The 19,096-nt window shown below is 48.7% G+C and carries 16 protein-coding genes; 9 read left to right on the top strand and 7 right to left on the bottom strand.

The window, feature by feature from the left end:
- Positions 1-2 precede the first annotated feature (2 nt).
- From EJN92_RS03705 to EJN92_RS03690, 4 genes are all read right to left on the bottom strand, one after another.
- Positions 3-692, bottom strand: a complete 690-nt coding sequence (locus tag EJN92_RS03705; protein ID WP_126126588.1) for a nicotinate-nucleotide adenylyltransferase — start codon at positions 690-692, stop codon at positions 3-5.
- Complete coding sequence (gene hemF / locus EJN92_RS03700) at positions 683-1,582, bottom strand: oxygen-dependent coproporphyrinogen oxidase (protein ID WP_126126587.1); 900 nt, start codon at positions 1,580-1,582, stop codon at positions 683-685. Before hemF ends, EJN92_RS03705 begins: the two co-directional genes overlap by 10 nt.
- A 19-nt stretch (positions 1,583-1,601) precedes the next feature.
- The gene (purD, locus tag EJN92_RS03695) at positions 1,602-2,876 is read right to left on the bottom strand and encodes a phosphoribosylamine--glycine ligase (protein WP_126126586.1); all 1,275 of its coding nucleotides are present in this window, start codon (positions 2,874-2,876) and stop codon (positions 1,602-1,604) included.
- Positions 2,877-2,941: 65 nt separating this feature from the next.
- The gene (locus tag EJN92_RS03690; RefSeq protein ID WP_126126585.1) at positions 2,942-3,667 is read right to left on the bottom strand and encodes a YebC/PmpR family DNA-binding transcriptional regulator; all 726 of its coding nucleotides are present in this window, start codon (positions 3,665-3,667) and stop codon (positions 2,942-2,944) included.
- Between the two features lie 324 nt (positions 3,668-3,991).
- Between EJN92_RS03690 and EJN92_RS21765 the strand changes: the two genes are divergently transcribed.
- The 8 genes from EJN92_RS21765 to ribA all read left to right on the top strand — a co-directional run bounded on the left by EJN92_RS21765 (position 3,992) and on the right by ribA (position 14,921).
- Positions 3,992-4,120, top strand: a complete 129-nt coding sequence (locus EJN92_RS21765; RefSeq protein ID WP_227869695.1) for a DUF853 domain-containing protein — start codon at positions 3,992-3,994, stop codon at positions 4,118-4,120.
- 228 nt (positions 4,121-4,348) lie between these two features.
- Positions 4,349-5,254 carry a DMT family transporter gene (locus EJN92_RS03685; protein WP_126126584.1) on the top strand — a complete coding sequence of 302 codons (906 nt, stop codon included), beginning with the start codon at positions 4,349-4,351 and terminating at the stop codon, positions 5,252-5,254.
- A 155-nt stretch (positions 5,255-5,409) separates the two neighbouring features.
- The gene (locus EJN92_RS03680; RefSeq protein ID WP_126126583.1) at positions 5,410-5,601 is read left to right on the top strand and encodes a hypothetical protein; all 192 of its coding nucleotides are present in this window, start codon (positions 5,410-5,412) and stop codon (positions 5,599-5,601) included.
- Between the two features lie 34 nt (positions 5,602-5,635).
- Positions 5,636-7,852 (top strand): DUF1631 family protein, encoded by a 2,217-nt coding sequence (locus EJN92_RS03675; RefSeq protein ID WP_126126582.1) that lies wholly within the window; start codon positions 5,636-5,638, stop codon positions 7,850-7,852.
- A 366-nt stretch (positions 7,853-8,218) separates the two neighbouring features.
- Positions 8,219-10,894: an aminopeptidase N gene (gene pepN, locus EJN92_RS03670; RefSeq protein WP_126126581.1), complete on the top strand. Its 2,676-nt coding sequence runs from the start codon at positions 8,219-8,221 to the stop codon at positions 10,892-10,894.
- A gap of 28 nt (positions 10,895-10,922) precedes the next feature.
- Positions 10,923-11,924, top strand: a complete 1,002-nt coding sequence (locus tag EJN92_RS03665) for a class 1 fructose-bisphosphatase (RefSeq protein WP_126126580.1) — start codon at positions 10,923-10,925, stop codon at positions 11,922-11,924.
- A 196-nt stretch (positions 11,925-12,120) separates the two neighbouring features.
- A complete protein-coding gene (gene ilvD, locus EJN92_RS03660; protein WP_126126579.1) occupies positions 12,121-13,995 on the top strand; it encodes a dihydroxy-acid dehydratase in 1,875 nt (624 codons plus the stop codon).
- Between the two features lie 293 nt (positions 13,996-14,288).
- Positions 14,289-14,921: a GTP cyclohydrolase II gene (gene ribA / locus EJN92_RS03655; protein ID WP_126126578.1), complete on the top strand. Its 633-nt coding sequence runs from the start codon at positions 14,289-14,291 to the stop codon at positions 14,919-14,921.
- A 75-nt stretch (positions 14,922-14,996) separates the two neighbouring features.
- On the opposite strand, the gene EJN92_RS03650 is transcribed toward ribA, so the two are convergent.
- The 3 genes from EJN92_RS03650 to EJN92_RS03640 all read right to left on the bottom strand — a co-directional run bounded on the left by EJN92_RS03650 (position 14,997) and on the right by EJN92_RS03640 (position 17,226).
- A complete protein-coding gene (locus tag EJN92_RS03650; protein WP_126126577.1) occupies positions 14,997-15,554 on the bottom strand; it encodes a GNAT family N-acetyltransferase in 558 nt (185 codons plus the stop codon).
- Positions 15,555-15,616: 62 nt separating this feature from the next.
- Positions 15,617-16,435, bottom strand: a complete 819-nt coding sequence (locus EJN92_RS03645) for a DUF2726 domain-containing protein (RefSeq protein ID WP_126126576.1) — start codon at positions 16,433-16,435, stop codon at positions 15,617-15,619.
- A gap of 281 nt (positions 16,436-16,716) precedes the next feature.
- Complete coding sequence (locus EJN92_RS03640) at positions 16,717-17,226, bottom strand: DUF1993 domain-containing protein (RefSeq protein WP_126126575.1); 510 nt, start codon at positions 17,224-17,226, stop codon at positions 16,717-16,719.
- A gap of 220 nt (positions 17,227-17,446) precedes the next feature.
- Between EJN92_RS03640 and EJN92_RS03635 the strand changes: the two genes are divergently transcribed.
- Positions 17,447-19,063: a mechanosensitive ion channel family protein gene (locus EJN92_RS03635; protein WP_126126574.1), complete on the top strand. Its 1,617-nt coding sequence runs from the start codon at positions 17,447-17,449 to the stop codon at positions 19,061-19,063.
- Positions 19,064-19,096: the final 33 nt, after the last annotated feature.

Raw genomic sequence — 19,096 nt, 5'->3', positions numbered from 1 at the left:
GCTTATCTGTATAAATGATGTTGTTGAATGTAGTCTAACACCTCGGGCGGTATTAGCGATGTTGTTTGTTGAGTCTGCGGAGTTTGCGAGGTCCGTTTTAACTCGTTTCGGATACTGGTTGCCGATACGTCCCATGAAAGATCTTGCGAAAAATACGATTTGCCCGACGGTAAATTCCGTATTTCTTGCAAAGACCCTGCTCTTTGATTCCATTCCTGGGCTACTTCTAGGTTTAATCCAGTTTGGTCCAGTGAAAAACCTGGTCTGGAAGCAGCGCAAATATGCGCTACATCGAACAATTGTCGCCACTGTCGCCAACTAGACAGGTTTTGCAATTGATCGGCACCAATCAAAAAAACGATGGAAGTATCGGCCCCCAATTCCTTGCGCAGATTTCCCAAGGTATCGATAGTAAAACTTGCTTCATGTTGTACAGCGCGTTTGATTTCCTGCTGGTCTATCACGACCGGCAGCTTAAAGCCGGTTTCGAAGGCTAGCTTTAACATTTGCACACGTTGCTCCGCATCTGCGATGAGGCGGTTTTTTTGCCAGGGTTGGCCGGCAGGCACAAGACGCAACTCTTGTGGCTGTAATAAATTCACATAGTGCTGAGCCAGGGCGACATGACCACGGTGTACCGGATCAAAACTGCCACCGAGTACCAGCACACAGCGTGCTGGCTTTATACCCATTCCTTATGCACCAAAAAATCGGTCGCCAGTTTTGCTTCGGCACTGCCTGCTTCTGGTTTCCAGTCGTAACGCCACTTCACTATCGGCGGCATGGACATCAAAATTGACTCCGTTCTGCCACCCGATTGCAGTCCAAATAAAGTGCCGCGATCAAAGACTAAATTAAATTCTACATAGCGGCCCCGACGATATGCCTGAAAATCACGCTCGCGTTCACCATAGGCGATATCTTTGCGTTTTTCAAGGATAGCGGTATAGGCTGGGATAAATGCATTTCCTACGCTTTGCATCATCCCAAAGCTAGAGGCAAAATCGAGCTCGTTAAAATCGTCAAAAAAGATGCCACCTACACCGCGTGCTTCCTTGCGATGCTTGAGGTAAAAATACTCATCACACCATTTTTTAAAGCGCGGGTGTAAATCCTCGCCGTAAGGCTTTAAGGCATCTTTGCAGCTTTGATGAAAATGTTGCGCATCCTCTTCAAAGCCATAATAGGGCGTCAAATCCATGCCGCCACCAAACCACCATACTGAAGGCTTTCCTTCGGCATAAGTGGTGAAGAAACGGACATTCATATGCACCGTGGGCGCGTAGGGATTGCGTGGATGCAGTACCAAGGATACGCCCATCGCCTCCCATTTTCGACCTGCCAGTTCTGGCCGACTTGCCGCGGCAGACGGTGGCAGATTATTCCCCATCACATGTGAGAAATTGACACCACCGCGTTCGAATACTGTGCCTTCTTCGATGACGCGCGAAATTCCTCCGCCACCCTCGGGGCGCTCCCAACTATCGGTCAAGAAAGCCTGGCCGTCTAGCGCTTCCATCGCAGCCACGATGTTTGCTTGTAAAGCGAGCAGGTATTTTTTTACGGAGGCGGAATCGGTCATCGTCTATACGAATAATTATTTAGTGCTTTTTATTTAGTGCGCGCCAGCCTATATCCCGGCGGTATTGCGCACCCTGAAAGCGGATTTTTTCTACCGTATCGTAGGCATGTTTTTGCGCTAGTTTAACGGTGTCGCCCAAGCCAACCACGCATAAGACACGACCACCGTTACTGAGCAATTGCTTATCCATGATCGTGGTACCGGCATGAAAGGTGATGCAGTCTGGCGTTTCGTCCGGAATGCCAGAGATGACATCGCCTTTGCGCGGATCATCCGGATAGCCAGCGGCCGCCATAACAACGCCCATCGCAGTACGTCTATCCCATTCCAGTTCGACCGCGTCTAAGGTGCCATTGACGGCATGTTCCATCACGTTGACCAGATCGGTTTTTAAACGCGCCATGATAGGCTGGGTCTCAGGATCGCCCATACGGCAGTTAAATTCTAAAGTCTTAGGATTGCCGTGTTCATCGATCATTAACCCGGCGTACAAAAAGCCGGTGAAGACGATGCCATCCTTGGCCATCCCCTGTACCGTAGGCTGGATAATTTCGCGCATCACGCGTGCGTGCAACTGCGGGGTCACGATAGGTGCTGGTGAGTAAGCCCCCATGCCACCGGTATTCGGACCCTGGTCATCATCTAGCAGACGCTTGTGATCCTGGCTGGTGGCCAGTGGCAAAATATTTTTGCCATCGACCATGACGATGAAACTGGCTTCTTCGCCCACCAAAAACTCTTCGATGACGACGCGTGCACCAGCGTCGCCTAGCTTATTGTCCGACAACATCATATCAACTGCCGCATGTGCTTCGTCTAATGACATTGCCACCACCACGCCTTTACCTGCGGCCAGGCCGTCGGCTTTGATGACAATAGGTGCGCCTTTTGCGCTGATGTAGGCGTGTGCCGCCTGCAAGTCGGAGAAGGTTTGATATTCCGCAGTCGGTATTGCATGTCTTTGCATGAAAGATTTAGCGAAATCTTTTGAGCTTTCCAGTTGCGCTGCTTCCTTGCTCGGGCCAAAAATCTTTAAGCCTTTATCTCGGAAAATGTTGACTATGCCAGCGGCCAACGGTACTTCCGGTCCAACTACGGTGATCCCTATCTGTTCTTGGATCACAAACTCAGCCAACGCGACCGGGTCAGTGAGAGGGATGTTGATCAGGTAAGGATTGAGTTCTGTGCCACCATTGCCAGGCGCGACAAAGACGCTCTGAACGCGTTCAGATTGCGTCAATTTCCAAGCCAGTGCATGTTCACGACCACCGGAGCCGACTACGAGAATTTTCATATTGCGCTCTTGTTTTAACTTAAAATTTCTAGAATTGCCTACTCAATTGAAGACCAATTTTTTGATTAATCTTCGATGATGACGTTGGTATACACTTCCTGAACATCGTCCAGGTTTTCCAGTGCGTCGATCAGTTTTTGCATTTTTATTGCATCGTCACCAGTCACTACAGTTTCTGTTTGCGGCTTCATAGTCACTTCAGCCACTTCGGATTTAAAACCGGCTTTGGTCAATGCATCCTTGACTGCCGACAAATCGTGCGGTGGCGTGAGTACTTCGATACCGCCTTCTTCGTCGCTCGTAATATCGTCTGCGCCGGCTTCCAAGGCGGCTTCCATCAGCGCATCTTCATTGGTGCCTGGCGCAAAATACATTTGCCCGCAATGGGTGAACATGAAAGCTACTGAGCCTTCATTGCCCATATTGCCGCCATTTTTATTGAAGGCATTGCGTACTTCTGCCACAGTACGAACCCGATTGTCAGTCATGCAGTCAACAATGATGGCGGCGCCACCAATACCGTAACCTTCATAGCGAACCTCTTCATAGTTCGCGCCCTCTAATAGCCCAGCACCGCGCTGTATCGCACGTGTGACGTTTTCTTTCGGCATGTTCGCATCTGCGGCCTTGTCCACCGACAGGCGTAAGCGTGGATTGGTGTTGACATCGTCGCCACCCATGCGCGCGGCGACGGTAATTTCTTTAATCAAGCGGGTCCAGACTTTGCCACGTTTGGCGTCTGTTGCTGCTTTTTTATGTTTAATATTTGCCCATTTACTATGTCCGGCCATGGTCGCTCTCTCTGGATTTGCAATAGTTCACCGCTACTAAGAATGCAGGTCGCGCCTTGCGCCTATTGGTTTTCTTCGCTTTGGTTTTATAATGAAGGGCGCTATTCTAACATATTGATTTTATTCGAATTCCATAATAGAACTTTTAAAGTCATGTCTAGACCACTGCACATAGAAAAATCTGTTGCGAAAAATTAAACTAATGAGCTAAATCTGCTGTCCGATTGAGCAAATCGACATGCGTGCATCAACTGCGCAGTCAAAGCTTGAGCTTACAAGTGATGGCGCAGGCTGTGTTCCGATAGCGGTGACGTATTTAATTCTATGTTTGACAATCTGTTCGGTGGCAATGATGGTGTGCTGCGCAAAGATAATGTTGCAGAAACCATGCTCAAATTGGCTGTGCGCAGCATGGGCTCGCAGCTAGGGCGAGAAATTTTACGCGGTGTGTAAGGTTCGATTTAAAAAAAACGCTAGGAGGGCGCTATCACGTTAACTCAGGCGGAAGTGCAGCGTGAGTGATTAGGCCGATTTAAAACGACCATGCCCAGCGCGCATATTCCATGCGGCTTTGCGGGCATGCTGGCCTGAAAGCCGCATGGAATATGCGCGTTAGCCCAGCGTTGATTTGAATCCATCATACTAGACCACGCTCAAGCGTTACGCTTTACAATGTAGGCTATGAGTTCACCCCTTTCCCCCTCGCATGACCGGCGGCAATATCTGATCGGTCTGGCAATCGCGATTTCTGGCGCAGTCCTGTTTTCCACCAAGGCCATCGTCGCCAAGCTGATTTATCGTTATCCGGTGGATGCGGTGACCCTAATCGCGTTTCGTATGCTATTTTCTTTACCGATTTTTGCGTTGATTGCCTTATGGCAGGCACGGCAAGGGCCGCGTTTATCGAATCCTGATCGCTGGCGTCTGGTGGCTTTGGGCTTGGTCGGCTACTATTTATCCAGTTTTCTCGATTTTATGGGCTTGCAATATATTACTGCCGGACTGGAAAGACTGATATTGTTCTTGACCCCAAGCTTTGTGCTGTTGATTTCTGCGGTGTTTTTGAAGCGTAAAGTGCGCGGCATAGAATGGGCTGCGTTGAGCCTTTCGTACATGGGTATCGTGCTGGTATTTGTCCATGATTTGAAGTTCGGCGGGGAGCAAGTTTTGTTCGGCTCGGCCTTGGTGTTGGGCGCTGCGCTTTCGTATTCCCTGTATTTGATACAGTCGGGGCAATTGGTGATGCGGCTAGGCTCTTTACGACTGGTGTCGTATGCCATGTGCGTCTCTAGCGTGGCCTGTATCACGCAATTTTTTGCTTTGCGGCCGGCCAGTATGTTGATACAGCCAGCACCGGTATATTGGTTGTCGCTGATTAATGCGATTTTTTGTACCGTGTTGCCAGTATTTCTCACCATGTTTGCAGTGCAAAGAATTGGTGCTGCAACCGCCTCACAAGCGGGTATGGTAGGGCCAGTATCGACCCTATTTTTAGGTGCGATTTTCTTAGGCGAGGCGGTCACAACTTGGCAATTGGCGGGCACGGTCTTAGTTATGGCTGGCATGTATTTATTGAGTAAAAAATAGCCGCCAACGCGCTCAGTGACTGTACTGCTTAGATCTTAATGTACGAAAAACAACAGCCTGCCGCAGTTTCGTTCTGTAAATCAACAGTTTTTTCCAGTAGCGTGCTCGGCTCTGTTAACATCCACCGATTGAAATGCCTAGACAGCAGATATAAAATGAATCAGACATCAGGATCAAAAGAGAGTAATTCAGCCTCAACCTCAGTTTCAGCATCGGCGGATGCACAACAAGGAGTGCCAGAGCCAGACGCTAGCCCTAAATTTGGTCGTTTGTTGGCAGTGCTGTTTTTTGCGGTGATGCTGATTGTTGTGATTACCTTCGCTACAGAAGCGTATTATTCAAATTGATCTAGGCCTTTTACTTCCATCCCTTGGGTGAATCATGGATAACATACCGCTATCGAGCTCGGTAAAAAAAGGCGAAGCTTCCAACTCCAGTCGCTTATTGATCTTGCAGGCCCTGGTGCCTATCGCAACGCATTTGGTCTCGTCTCAATTAGAGGCGTTTTCGGCGCGTCTGACCGATGCACTGTTTAAATTATCTGATCAAACCATACGACCAGAAGAGGCGAGCGCCAGTTTTCAGGCTTTTCAACTGTTAAAGCGAAACAATACGGCGTTTTATCGTCTGGTGGTCGGGCAAATCAATGCGGCGCTGACTAAAGAAGTCAGTACCATCAATGCCAAGAAAAAACCGGTGAAAAAGGACGCAGAAGATTTCTCGCTGGTGTCATTTGATGAGATGGAGAGTAAGCTCTTAATCCGAAATTTAAGCCAAGCCCTGGAAGTCAATAACGCCGATATTTTGGTCGCACTCAATATCCGTATCGGCAATGTGCTCAGGCGCACGCCTATCAATATTTCGCAGAATCCATTTCGCCCTGATGTTTTCGTACATGCCGTGTACCAGGCCTGGAAAGAATTTGATGCAACGCCAGAATCGCATCATTTGGTATTGCGGCTACTGCAACCTAATATTTTTTTACAATTAAAACCTATACTTAATGAGATCAATGAGGGCCTGATTGCGCGTGGCATCATGCCCGACATTAGCGATGTGTATCGCAGTAAAGGCAAAAACTCTGATGCGAATAGTCAGGACGAGATAGACGATAGAGATCCCTATTTGCATAATAAATTGCGAAGCATCTTTTCTGGGCAGCCCATTTCTGGCTCAGGAAAAAGAACAGCGGGATCTCTGGCGTGGAGCGGAACTGGCGGTGGTTTTTCGGGGGCTGGCAATGGCGTGGGCCATGGTGGGGGCAATGCGGCCCAGGCAAACGCCGACACAGTGACCATAGACCGGCAGTTTTTTAATTACCTGACCAGCATACAAAAGACCGGCCCGCTCAGTGAGCAAGGCATGGATCATGATGCCAGTGTCCAGCCCGGCGTTCGAGGTGAGTCACCTTTGCGTCAATTGTCTAGGCAGGCGCCGGCCGATAGCCTGACCGATGTTGATCAAAGTACGATAGAGCTACTGGCTAGGATTTTTGATTTTGTCTTCAATGATCCGACTATCCCTGAGGATATTAAGGGGCTGATCGGGCAATTACAGATCCCAACCTTGAAAGTGGCCTTGTTGGATAAGGATTTCTTTTTTAAAGAAACCCATCCGGCACGGGTCTTGATCGATACCCTGGCCAAATCGGGTGCTTTACTCGATGCGGATGCGACCAGTGAAGATCCTTTGTACCACATGATTGAAGGGGTGGTCGAGCGCGTGCAAACCGAGTTCGATGAGCAAATTGATTTGTTCTCGGACGTGGTGGCTGACCTCGAAGCCTTCTTGCAGGAAGAAGAAGACAAAACCGAAGAAGCCATCACGCTCCCGGTAGAGACCGCTCTGAAGCAAGAAAAAATGCGGCTGGCCAGAGAGTTCGCAGAACATGATGTCGCAATTCGGGTTGAGACCGGTGAAGTTGCAGGATTTTTGGAAACTTTTTTGCTAGAGCAATGGATACGCATCTTGACCATTGCGCATAGCGTTAAGGATAAAAAGCCGCATGCGCTTGAGAATGCTCTCAAGACCATGGATGATTTGATCTGGAGCCTGAAATCCAAAAACAGTGCGGAAGAGCGTAAAGAGTTGGTCAGTAAGCTGCCTTCTATGCTGTCTTTGCTCAACGCCTGGCTCAATGCGATTAAATGGGATGAGCCAGATCGAGTGTTCTTTTTCTCTAAATTAGCCGAACGGCATGCCGCAATTGCCCGTGCGCCTTTGGAGTTGTCACCTAGACGGCAAGTCGAGATCGCGGTGAATATCGCGCAGCGCGCCAGCGAACGCAGACTTAACCGGCATGTGCAAAATCAGATCGATAAGCATCCCGACGAATGGTCGCAACAGGTAGAGGTACTTAATCGCGGTGTCTGGCTCAACTTCGTCCAAGCGAATGATGCACAGGCGCGCTATAAACTGGCATGGGTCAGCCCTAAACGCACCCGCTATATTTTCACCAATCGCCAGGGACATGATGCATTTTCTATTTCGGGGGAAGAATTGATCGCGAAGTTCCGTTCTGGAAGCGTGACTCAGATAGTCTCTGACTCGGTGGTCGATAGGGCCTTGATCGACGCCTTAAAAGACCCTAGCGAATAGCTCCTTAGCAGAAAAAAAACGCCATGCCGCCAGCGCGCAATAAACATGCGCCTGCGGGCGGCATGTTGCCTGCAGCCCGCATGGGTACTGCGTCTTGGCCTTGTTGCTTTGGATACGTAGCTGTTTTACGCGTTGCGCTAAGACCACTTAGGTTTTGGTTTATCAGCCTTCATCGCTAAAATCAGTAAGTCCTCGCTTATTTTTCCTAAGAGTTCAGGAATTGGTATAAATACCAAATATTCTTTGCTTATGCGATATTCCTGTCATGTAGCCACGCTGGGCTTGGTAAAATAGTCGGCTAAGCAAAGCTTTGTTGAAACTTGAGTAAAACTTTGACTCTCATCTGACATTTACGAGACTAATTCTATGCGCACAGACATCGCCAGCCAACCCCTTACTATTTTCCGCAAAGACTATATTGCCCCAGGTTTTTGGGTTGATACCGTAGAAATGGGATTTGATCTTGATCCGATTGCTACCCACGTTGCCACTCGTATGACCATGCGTCGTAATCATGATAGCAGCGAGAAAAATCTGGTTTTATTTGGTGAAACGATCAAGCTCTTACAGTTGCGCATGAATGGCGTGAATCTGAAAAAAAGCGCCTACAGCATTGCCGATGGCAAGCTGACTATCCTCAACGCGCCCGATGTGGTGACGCTGGAAATTGAGACGGTGATTGCGGCAGGTAAAAATACTTCGATGTCCGGCCTGTACGTCTCGAATGGGAATTTCTTTACCCAATGTGAGGCCGAAGGCTTCCGCAAGATTACGTATTACCCTGATCGCCCAGATGTGATGGGAACTTTCACCATCATGTTGCGTGGTGATAAGAAGAAATACCCGGTCTTATTATCCAACGGCAATTTGATCGCCGAAGGTGATCTGGGTGATGGCCGCCACTATGCTACCTGGGAAGATCCATTTAAAAAGCCTTCGTATTTGTTCGCCTTGGTGGCCGGTAAATTGGTCTGTCAGGAAGAAAAATATAAGCTGAAATCTGGCCGTAAGGTCTTGCTGCAGGTGTGGGTAGAGGCCGGCAATCTGGATAAGACCCAGCATGCCATGGATTCTCTGAAAAACAGCATACGTTGGGACGAAGAGCGCTTTGGCCTTGAACTTGACTTAGATCGTTTCATGATCGTGGCTACCAGCGACTTTAATATGGGTGCCATGGAAAATAAGGGTTTGAATATTTTCAATACCAAGTATGTCCTGGCCAATCCTAGTATTGCTACCGACGTCGATTACGCTGGCATAGAATCGGTAGTCGGTCATGAATACTTCCATAACTGGACCGGTAACCGTGTCACTTGCCGCGACTGGTTTCAGTTGTCGCTGAAAGAAGGTTTGACGGTATTTCGCGATCAGGAATTTTCCGCTGATCTGGTCGGTACAGAAACGGGCAGGGCGGTCAAGCGTATCGAAGATGTGCGTGTGCTGCGTCAGGTTCAGTTTTCGGAAGATGCCGGCCCTATGGCACACCCAGTACGCCCCGATTCCTTCGTAGAAATCAATAATTTTTATACGGTCACAATTTACGAAAAAGGCGCGGAAGTGGTGCGCATGTATTACACCTTGCTCGGTCATGATGGCTTCCGCAAAGGCATGGATCTGTACTTTAAGCGCCACGATGGTCAGGCCGTCGCCTGCGATGATTTCCGTGCTGCCATGGCAGACTCCAGCGGCCACGATCTGGCACAGTTTGAGCGTTGGTATAGCCAGGCCGGTACCCCACGCGTCAAGGCAGAAACCAGTTATGACGCTGATGCCAAGATCTACCAAATAACTTTGAGTCAGACTTGCCCCGACACGCCAGGACAAAGCAAGAAACTGCCTTTCCATATCCCGGTTGCGATCGGCTTGTTAGGTGCGGATGGTAAAGACCTCAAGCTGCAATTAGAGGGGCAAACCACGACTAGTAACAACACGCTGGTACTAGAGCTGACCGCAGAGAGCCAGACTTTCCGCTTTACTGGCATCACGCAAAAACCTACACCTTCGATCTTGCGCAATTTCTCGGCGCCGGTGGTGCTTGAGTACGCTTATACCGACGAAGAATTAGGGCATTTGTTAGCGAATGACAGCGACCCCTTCAATCGCTGGGAGGCTGGTCAGCGCTTGGCAACGCGCCGTTTGGTGAAGCTAACTAATGCCGTGCAAAAAGGCGAGGAGCTGGAACTCGATGCGATGTTCATTGAGGCCTTACGCGCCACCTTAAACGATACCACTTTAGATCCTTCTTTCCGCGAAGTGGTGCTGACCTTGCCTTCTGAAGCAATGATCGCGGAAGAATTCGCCGTGGTTGATCCGCAGAGCATACACACGGCACGCCAGTTTGTGCGCGCAAGCTTAGCGCAACATCTGAAATCGGATTTATTGAGTGCTTATGAGAATAATCTGACACCGGGTAAATATAGCCCGGATGCGGTTTCTGCGGCAAAACGTGGTTTGAAGAATGTCGCCCTTGCGTATTTACTGGCGTGGCCCGATGATGCGACCTTTATGCTGGCCAAGACTCAGTTTGATGAAGCACAGAATATGACAGATAGACTGGCAGCATTGAGCGGCTTGAGTAATTTTTCAGGCTCCGCCAAAAATACCAAAGCCGCCGCGCAGTCTCTGCAAAAATTCTATAAAGACTTCAAGAACGAAGCTCTGGTAATCGACAAGTGGTTTATGCTGCAGGCCAGCGCTTACACTTGCGATGTCGCTAAGGTCAGAGAATTAATGAAGCATTCAGCCTTCACGTTAAGCAATCCGAATCGTGCGCGTAGCCTGATCTTTAATTTCTGCAATGCCAATCCAGCCCGCTTCCACGCGGCCGATGGCAGTGGTTACGCCTTATGGGCAGAATTGGTGATCGCTTTGAATAAACTCAATCCGCAAGTTGCGGCCCGCTTGGCGCGTAGTCTGGATAGATGGAAAAAATATCCACAAAATCTGCAAGCGCATATGAAAGCGGCATTGCAAAAAGTGGCAGAGACTAAAAAACTCTCGAAAGACGTACTGGAAGTCGTTAGCAAAGCATTGGCATCCTGATTCAATAATAGAAATTCAAAGGAAAAACATGAAACGAGTAAGTCTGACGCAACATCTGGTCGAAGAACAACGTCTAAACAATACGATACCGGCCGAGTTGCGACTCTTGATTGAGGTCGTTGCACGAGCCTGCAAAACCATTAGCCATGCGGTCGGCAAGGGTGCTTTGGGCGAAGTCTTGGGTACTGCCGATACTGAAAATGTACAGGGCGAAGTACAAAAGAAATTGGATATACTTTCCAATGAAATTTTGCTCGAAGCCAATGAGTGGGGTGGCCATTTAGCTGCGATGGCATCGGAAGAGATGGAAAGCATACATCCGATCCCAAATCGTTATCCTATGGGCGAGTACATGCTCTTGTTTGATCCACTCGATGGCTCTAGCAATATCGATGTAAATGTCTCTATCGGGACTATTTTTTCTGTCCTCAAAGCGCCGGAAGGCATGGGCACGCCGACTGAGCAAGACTTTATGCAAGCCGGTAGCAAGCAGGTGGCCGCAGGTTATGCCGTGTATGGCCCCCAAACCATGCTGGTCTTGACAACTGGACATGGTGTGAACTGCTTTACGCTTGATAGAGAGATGGGATCATGGGTGCTGACTCAGCGCAATATGCAGATCCCGGAAGACACGCAGGAATTTGCCATTAACGCCTCGAATACGCGTCATTGGTTTCCTCCAGTCACCCGTTATGTTAATGAAATGATGGCGGGTAAGACCGGCCCTCTGGGCAAGGATTATAATATGCGTTGGATCGCCTCTATGGTGGCGGATGTGCATCGCATCCTGAACCGCGGCGGGGTTTTCATGTACCCGGCCGATGCGCGTGATCTCGATAAACCAGGTAAATTGCGTTTGATGTATGAAGCCAACCCCATGTCCATGATCGTCGAGCAGGCCGGCGGTGCTTCCACAGATGGTAAGCAGCGTATGCTCGATATCGTACCGACTAAGTTGCATCAGCGCGTACCGGTGTTCCTAGGTTCAAAAAACGAAGTTGAGCGCGTCACTAAGTATCATCAAGAGTAAATATTAGATCGCCTTAAGCCGGCTCTGCACAGAGTCGGCATGATGGGACGAAAGCGGAGCCAACATGCTCCGCTTTTTTTTTGATCTATTTATATGTAAAACATCTTAATTTGTTTGATATTTGCTATTTGACATATGGGCCTAGGCAAGGCAAGCTGTACTCATCACGACTAAGTCTATCTTTTGGAGAATCAGCATGCCCGTATATCGTTCACGTACCACCACTCACGGCCGCAATATGGCGGGCGCGCGCGCGCTATGGCGTGCCACCGGTATGAAGGACGGCGATTTCGATAAGCCTATCGTCGCCGTGGTCAATTCATTTACCCAATTTGTGCCAGGACACGTGCATCTAAAAGATTTGGGGCAATTGGTGGCGCGTGAAATCGAAGCGGCCGGTGGTGTCGCTAAAGAATTTAATACCATAGCCGTGGATGACGGTATCGCTATGGGTCACGGCGGCATGTTGTACTCCTTGCCTTCGCGCGAATTGATTGCCGATTCGGTGGAGTACATGGTCAATGCCCATTGCGCTGATGCCATGGTGTGCATCTCGAATTGCGACAAAATTACCCCAGGTATGTTGATGGCCGCGATGCGTCTAAACATCCCAGTGGTGTTCGTGTCCGGCGGCCCGATGGAAGCTGGCAAGGTCTTAGAAACCCTGCATCCTAAGCAAACTGGCGTACAAAAAATCATGAAGATTGATCTGGTCGATGCCATGATCAAGGCTGGCGACAGCAGCGTCTCGGATGAGGAAATCGGCCGTATCGAGCGCTCTGCGTGCCCGACTTGCGGTTCTTGCTCAGGGATGTTTACGGCCAATTCGATGAATTGCCTGACCGAAGCTCTGGGTCTGTCTTTGCCCGGTAACGGTACCATTCTGGCCACGCATGCTGACCGTAAACAATTATTTTTACGCGCCGGTCGCGTGATCGTTGATTTGGCGAAGCGCCATTATGAGCAGGATGATTACACGGTTTTGCCACGCTCTATCGCCACTAAGGCCGCTTTTGAGAATGCCATGGCATTGGATGTGGCGATGGGCGGCTCTACCAATACCGTATTGCACATGCTGGCGGCGGCGCATGAAGCCGGTGTCGATTTCAAGATGGCCGATATAGACCGCATCTCGCGCAAGGTGCCATGCCTGTGCAAGGTCGCTCCTATGACGGATAAATACCATATCGAAGACGTACATAGAGCTGGCGGCATTATCGCTATCCTTGGCGAGTTAGCGCGCGGCGGTTTGCTCGACACCTCGCTGCCTACCGTGCATAGCGCGACGATGGCAGAGGCAATCGCTCAGAACGATATTATGGTCAGCGACAGCGCGGCCGTGCGTAAGTTATTTAGCGCGGCACCTGGTGGTGTGCCTACTCAAACCGCATTCTCACAAGAGCAGCGTTTTGATAGTCTCGATATGGATAGGTCTGAAGGCTGTATCCGCGATAAGGCGCACGCCTATTCGCAAGACGGCGGTCTGGCGGTGCTCTACGGTAATCTGGCGGAGAACGGCTGTATCGTGAAAACGGCGGGTGTGGATGAAAGTATCCTGAAATTTACCGGCAAGGCACGCGTGTTTGAGAGTCAGGATGACGCGGTCGAGGCTATCCTGGGTGACACCGTACATGAAGGCGATGTCGTCATCATCCGTTATGAGGGCCCTAAAGGTGGTCCTGGTATGCAAGAGATGTTGTATCCGACTTCCTACATCAAATCCAAAGGCTTGGGCAAGGCTTGCGCCTTATTCACCGACGGCCGCTTCTCTGGTGGCTCCTCCGGGCTGGTAATCGGTCACGCCTCACCAGAAGCGGCTGAGGGCGGGGCAATCGGCTTGGTGGAAGAGGGCGATATCATAGAAATCGATATTCCCGGACGTAGCATGCACCTTAAAATCAGCGATGTTGATCTGGCCGCCCGTCGCCTCGCGATGGATGCCAAAGGTGATCTGGCGTGGAAGCCAGTCAGCCGTGAACGCTATGTCTCGCAAGCTCTGCAAGCCTATGCCGCGCTGGCTACCTCGGCCGATCGTGGTGCGGTAAGGGATATTTCACAATTAAAGCGTTAGTATAATTTTCTACAATCGTTTTTTTAGTTCAGTTCTACAGCAAGGCACGAGCGGGCGCAAGAGCGCTGCCCCTCGTGCCTTTTTTACTAGACTTGCGTTTTTAAGATTTGCCCATAAATAAGAGAGATAGAAAGAACAAGCGAAAGAAAAAATAGGACGATCGTTCGCAGCGTTCTATTAGGCTAGCGCTTTCGTTTATACTGTCGCTGTGATTGAAATAAGCGAGTGCGCTGCTGCGCCCACTGTTTCAAATTACCAGCCTTAACCTCGAAAAAGAATCCGTGAGAATTGTTATGCCTAGTAAGGACCTGCCAGTAACTACCGAAGATCAAGCACTGGAATATGTCACGTCCTGTCAATTGCCAACGACCTGGGCGACTTTTCAGATGCATGCTTTTGTAGAAACGGCTACCGGTAAAGAGCATATTGCGCTCACTCTGGGTGATGTTGCAGATGGCACGCCGGTGTTGGCGCGTCTGCACTCAGAATGTCTGACTGGCGATGCTTTATTTAGTCAACGCTGTGATTGTGGACCTCAGCTAGAGATGGCTATGCAAAAAATTGCCAAAGAAGGTCGTGGTGTCTTGCTCTACCTCAGGCAAGAAGGACGTGGCATAGGTCTGTTAAACAAGGTGCATGCCTACCGTTTGCAAGATCAGGGAGCTGATACGGTAGAAGCGAATCAACAACTGGGTTTTGCCGCGGATTTACGTAGTTATAGCCTGGTAGAGCCGATGTTAAAGCATCTGGGAATCAGCTCTTTGCGATTGATGACCAACAATCCGCGCAAGATTTCGGCGATGCTAGGGATGCAGATACGGGTAGAAGAACATATCCCTTTAATCATAGAGCGCAATCAATACAATGAGCGCTACCTAAGCACTAAGGTCAGCAAGCTTGGACATTTGATGCAGCCGGATCTTTAATTGATAGGACTTACGCAAAACCGCCCCAGCGTCGTTGTACTCGCCTAGCTGGAACAATTTTGCGTAAGTCCTAATTTATTTAAATTCTAGCTTGAGTAGCGCATGGTATTCCAGGTCAAGGTAATGATCGTTTTTCCATTCACATTGCCTGCGTCTACCCTCAAACTGGAATCCTAGTTTGCCTAACAAAGCGATGCTGGCAAAATTTTCCGGTTCGACTTCGGCCTCCACACGGTGTACATGCATTCGTGAAAACGCATAAGCTAACATGACAGGCAGGCATGCAGACATGATCCCTTGCCCCCAAAATTCTTCGTGTAGCCAATACCCCATGTCGGCATTTCGATTGTCTTTATCGTAGTGATAAAAGCCGCAAGTTCCTAGAAGCTGTGTAGGATTTTCTATTGAGCAAATCGCCCACCAGATACCGGTTTGTTCTTTGAGTATGCGGCGATACCATTTCATTTGGCTTTGTGTGGCTTTTTTACTGGCATAAGTGACGCCATACCAGTTGCTCACGCGCGGATTCGATAGTCCCTTGAAAACACTATCAATATCGCTACGCTTAATTTTTCGGAGTTGGTAGCTATCCGTCTGTAGTACGGGAAACGACTTCAGTCTGGACTTGAACATGCTGATTTGGCGATTAGGCTCGTTTGCAAAAAACAAGCGCCTGCAGAGGCGCTTTTGCGGCCCTAACGGTTAATAAATGTAGTGTCCCAAGTCGTGCCGCGTGGCATCGATACTTGCAAAAATCTTTCGTTCTCACCCTGAATATCGGTGATTTCCTTGATCACTTCGGCAGGAAATCCGGCGCGCTCGACGCCTCTATCTTGCAAGAAGAGCGAGGCTAGATATTTTTTAAGATGCTTAGGCTCGGTACTAAACAGGCAAATACGCTGCCAGACATGGGGATAGCGTGTTTTAAGATGCCCGTTCGGTGCCAGCCTCTCTATTGCCGCGACCGTCAAACCCATGATGTTACTTGGCTCGGGATCCGACTGATACATTACCTGTACCGTATCTAAGGTCTTGGGTGCTTCTACATAAGAGGTTTTGATAACGGTGCTGGCGGCGATATCTGGCTTAGGTGAAGCCAGAGAGGAAAATGGTGCGAGTGTTCGCAAAATCTGATCCGAAGAAGGCAGAGGATTTTGATTCCAGCGTATGCTCTTAATACCTGCGCTTTTTAAATATTCGCTGTTCGAGACTTGGCTGTCCTCAGACTCGGCTTGCGCGCTCAGTTCAATCACGCACAGCAAACCTAGGCTGGCATCAAAAATCGCGTAGTCAACCTTGCGGCCTTTAAGTTGCTCCAACTCAGCTAATCTTTGTTTTTCGCTCATGCTAACCGGTTCCATTAACGCGGATAGCTCAACTTTTGGAAAAATATAGCAATTCGGCAAAGCTCTCCGTAAGCGGCCATAGAAAATTTCGTCTTCATGACGAAAGAATCGCTTCTCTTCGTAGTTGGGAATGCTGGGCTTATTTTTCTTCAGGAGGCGCGAAAACATGGTGGAGCTCAAATAGGGTTAAATAGCAAGACAATGGATCCTTACTTTTCCGATGGAAACTGAAAAGCGAGTAATGCAAGTGTGTATTTATTTAGTTTTAAAAGCAAGACTATCACTAAAACTGTTGTTATAAGTGGCAATAATGTTGTTTTTATGAAAACTTAAGCCCTTGCTTGATTTTTAAAGCTTCAATACAAAAAAACGAACTAAATAATTTAGCTATTCGGTAAGGTTTTTTGTATTGAGATATTAAGTTAATTGCTTAGCTAATTACTTAATGATTAATACTGCCCCATGTAATCACGTTTGCCCAGTTCTACCCCATGATGTCTAAGGATGCCGTAAGCGGTGCTGACATGAAAGAAAAATTGTGGCAAACCATAGCTTAAGAGGTAGGCCGAGCCGATCAAGGTTTTTTCCTTTGGAGTACCTGGGCGTAGCGTAATTTCGCGTGATTCAGCGCCTTCAAATTGGGCTGGGCTTAAGTTGTCGATAAAGGCCAAAGTCTTGGCGATACGTCCACGTAAGTCGGCGAAGCTAATTTCATCATCGGCAAATTCTGGCAGTTCTGCGCCTGCTAAACGTCCAGCGACGCCTTTGGCAAAGTCAGCTGCAATCTGCACTTGACGCGTCAGTGAAAACATATCAGGGCTAAGACGGGCTTGCAAAAAAACATTTGCATCGATATTTTTCGCTGCTGCATGGTCTTCGGCTTTGCTTAAAATGACTTGCAGGCTATTGAGCATTTGCTTAAATACTGGGATAGAGCTGGAGTACATGGCTTGATTCATGATTTTCTTTCTGTGTAAGGTGGAGCAATTATAAGAGTGTTTACGATATGCGGTTTTTTGTGCCGGTTTTTATAGTCTGCTCTTGCTGTTATTTTCGAAATTTGCAAGAAAATAGCTGATAAGATAGCTAGAAATAATGTAAATTTGTTTGGGGCTCGTGATTTATGCGGCTCTACATTTCAAGCTCTCAATTACTCACTACTAAGAAGGACGACTGAAAATGATTTTGCTTAGATTTGCTTTCTTTCTGTGTTTGCTGTGCATTGCCTTACCAAGTTTGGCTGCCGATAAAGAGCTGGCTAATGCGCAAAATACTCAGCAAAAAGTGAAGGAAGCCAGTCTTAGTATTTTCAATCGTGACATCATTGTCTTTCGGGCTTCCGTGTTGGGAATAGAGCCAGTCGATAGAGTTACACGTGCTCAAAAACGCATAGAGCAACAAATTAGCCCCAATGGGCGTCACAAGGTGACTGCCTTGTCTATGCCTCCAGGCATGCTGATACAAATTGATGGGGCTGGCAGTTTTTATATTGCACCCGATGACGTCGATCAATTTCAACAGGAGACGCTGGAAGGGGTGGCTAAAGACGTAGTCACTAAACTCAGTGCGGTCGTGCTGGAAACTCAGGAGAGTCGCAGTGTCGAGAATATGCTGCGTGCTGCTGGCTACGTTTTAGTCGCCAGTATTGTTTTCATAGTCCTGGTCTGGGGCGTACAGCGCCTGCGACGCCTGATAGAAGCACGCATCTTGTCGTTCGCCAGTGCCAAATTGGATGGTTTGGATCTGGTGCATGCAAAATTGATTAACCGCGAGCGCACCTTGTGGATCTTGCATCGCTTGTTTCAACTCTTGCTATGGGTCATCGTATTTTTACTGACTTACCAATGGCTTAGTTTAGTGATGTCGCAGTTTCCGTTTACTCGTCCTTGGGGCGAGCATTTAAACAGCTTCTTATTTAATTTGGTTGCGAATATAGGTTCCGCAATACTCAAAGCGATACCGGATGTATTTACTGCGCTAGTCATTTTCTTTTTGGCTAAACTGGTCAATCAAGGACTGAGCGGTATTTTTGATAGCATACAAAATGGCGCTCTGCGGGTGTCGTGGTTGGATGCCGATCTGGTAAGACCAACGCGCCGTATCACCAGCACTGCGGTTTGGCTGTTTGCACTGGCTATGGCTTACCCGTATTTACCCGGTGCCGGCACTGAGGCTTTCAAAGGGGTCTCCGTTCTGGTTGGCTTGATGATTTCTTTGGGGGCTTCTAGTTTGATAGGGCAGGCGGCCAGTGGCTTGATTTTGACTTATTCGCGGGTTTATCGTAAAGGCGAATTCATCCATGTACTGGAGCATGAAGGCACGATCACCGAAATGGGCATGTTCACGACTAGAATTCGCAACGGTATGGGGGTGGAGTTGACCATGCCGAATTCTCTGGTGTTGGGCAATGTGACTAAAAATTATTCTAGAGTGGTGCAGGGGCTTGGTTTTGTGGTCGATACCAAGGTAACGATAGGCTACGACACTCCCTGGCGACAGGTGCATGCGATGTTGATACAAGCGGCTTTGCGTACGCCTGGCGTATTAACTGAGCCTGCGCCCAAAGTGTTTCAGACTGCCTTGTCGGATTTTTACCCTGAGTACTTGCTGATCTGCCAGGCGGTCCCTAGTGAGCCACGTCCTAGGGCTGAGGTGATGAATTTGCTGCATGCAAATATTCAGGATGTTTTCAATGAATATGGGGTACAGATTATGTCACCGCATTATCTGGGGGATCCAGCACAAGAAAAGCTAGTGGCCAAAGAAGATTGGAATCGCGCTCCGGCTGCAAAATAAAAAAAGGGGCAGGAAGAATCATCTTCCTGCCCC

The sequence above is a fragment of the Undibacterium parvum genome (assembly GCF_003955735.1).
Classification (GTDB): domain Bacteria; phylum Pseudomonadota; class Gammaproteobacteria; order Burkholderiales; family Burkholderiaceae_D; genus Undibacterium; species Undibacterium parvum.
The sequence above is the reverse complement of the archived record's forward strand: the minus strand, read 5'-3'. Positions and strand labels throughout refer to the sequence as shown.

What these genes read in the sequence shown, in the direction of transcription:
- EJN92_RS03705 (WP_126126588.1), bottom strand. Translation starts at nt 692, where the DNA reads ATGGGTATAAAGCCAGCACGCTGTGTGCTGGTACTCGGTGGCAGTTTT.
- hemF (WP_126126587.1), bottom strand. Translation starts at nt 1,582, where the DNA reads ATGACCGATTCCGCCTCCGTAAAAAAATACCTGCTCGCTTTACAAGCA.
- purD (WP_126126586.1), bottom strand. Translation starts at nt 2,876, where the DNA reads ATGAAAATTCTCGTAGTCGGCTCCGGTGGTCGTGAACATGCACTGGCT.
- EJN92_RS03690 (WP_126126585.1), bottom strand. Translation starts at nt 3,667, where the DNA reads ATGGCCGGACATAGTAAATGGGCAAATATTAAACATAAAAAAGCAGCA.
- EJN92_RS21765 (WP_227869695.1), top strand. Translation starts at nt 3,992, where the DNA reads ATGTTTGACAATCTGTTCGGTGGCAATGATGGTGTGCTGCGCAAAGAT.
- EJN92_RS03685 (WP_126126584.1), top strand. Translation starts at nt 4,349, where the DNA reads ATGAGTTCACCCCTTTCCCCCTCGCATGACCGGCGGCAATATCTGATC.
- EJN92_RS03680 (WP_126126583.1), top strand. Translation starts at nt 5,410, where the DNA reads ATGAATCAGACATCAGGATCAAAAGAGAGTAATTCAGCCTCAACCTCA.
- EJN92_RS03675 (WP_126126582.1), top strand. Translation starts at nt 5,636, where the DNA reads ATGGATAACATACCGCTATCGAGCTCGGTAAAAAAAGGCGAAGCTTCC.
- pepN (WP_126126581.1), top strand. Translation starts at nt 8,219, where the DNA reads ATGCGCACAGACATCGCCAGCCAACCCCTTACTATTTTCCGCAAAGAC.
- EJN92_RS03665 (WP_126126580.1), top strand. Translation starts at nt 10,923, where the DNA reads ATGAAACGAGTAAGTCTGACGCAACATCTGGTCGAAGAACAACGTCTA.
- ilvD (WP_126126579.1), top strand. Translation starts at nt 12,121, where the DNA reads ATGCCCGTATATCGTTCACGTACCACCACTCACGGCCGCAATATGGCG.
- ribA (WP_126126578.1), top strand. Translation starts at nt 14,289, where the DNA reads ATGCCTAGTAAGGACCTGCCAGTAACTACCGAAGATCAAGCACTGGAA.
- EJN92_RS03650 (WP_126126577.1), bottom strand. Translation starts at nt 15,554, where the DNA reads ATGTTCAAGTCCAGACTGAAGTCGTTTCCCGTACTACAGACGGATAGC.
- EJN92_RS03645 (WP_126126576.1), bottom strand. Translation starts at nt 16,435, where the DNA reads ATGTTTTCGCGCCTCCTGAAGAAAAATAAGCCCAGCATTCCCAACTAC.
- EJN92_RS03640 (WP_126126575.1), bottom strand. Translation starts at nt 17,226, where the DNA reads ATGAATCAAGCCATGTACTCCAGCTCTATCCCAGTATTTAAGCAAATG.
- EJN92_RS03635 (WP_126126574.1), top strand. Translation starts at nt 17,447, where the DNA reads ATGATTTTGCTTAGATTTGCTTTCTTTCTGTGTTTGCTGTGCATTGCC.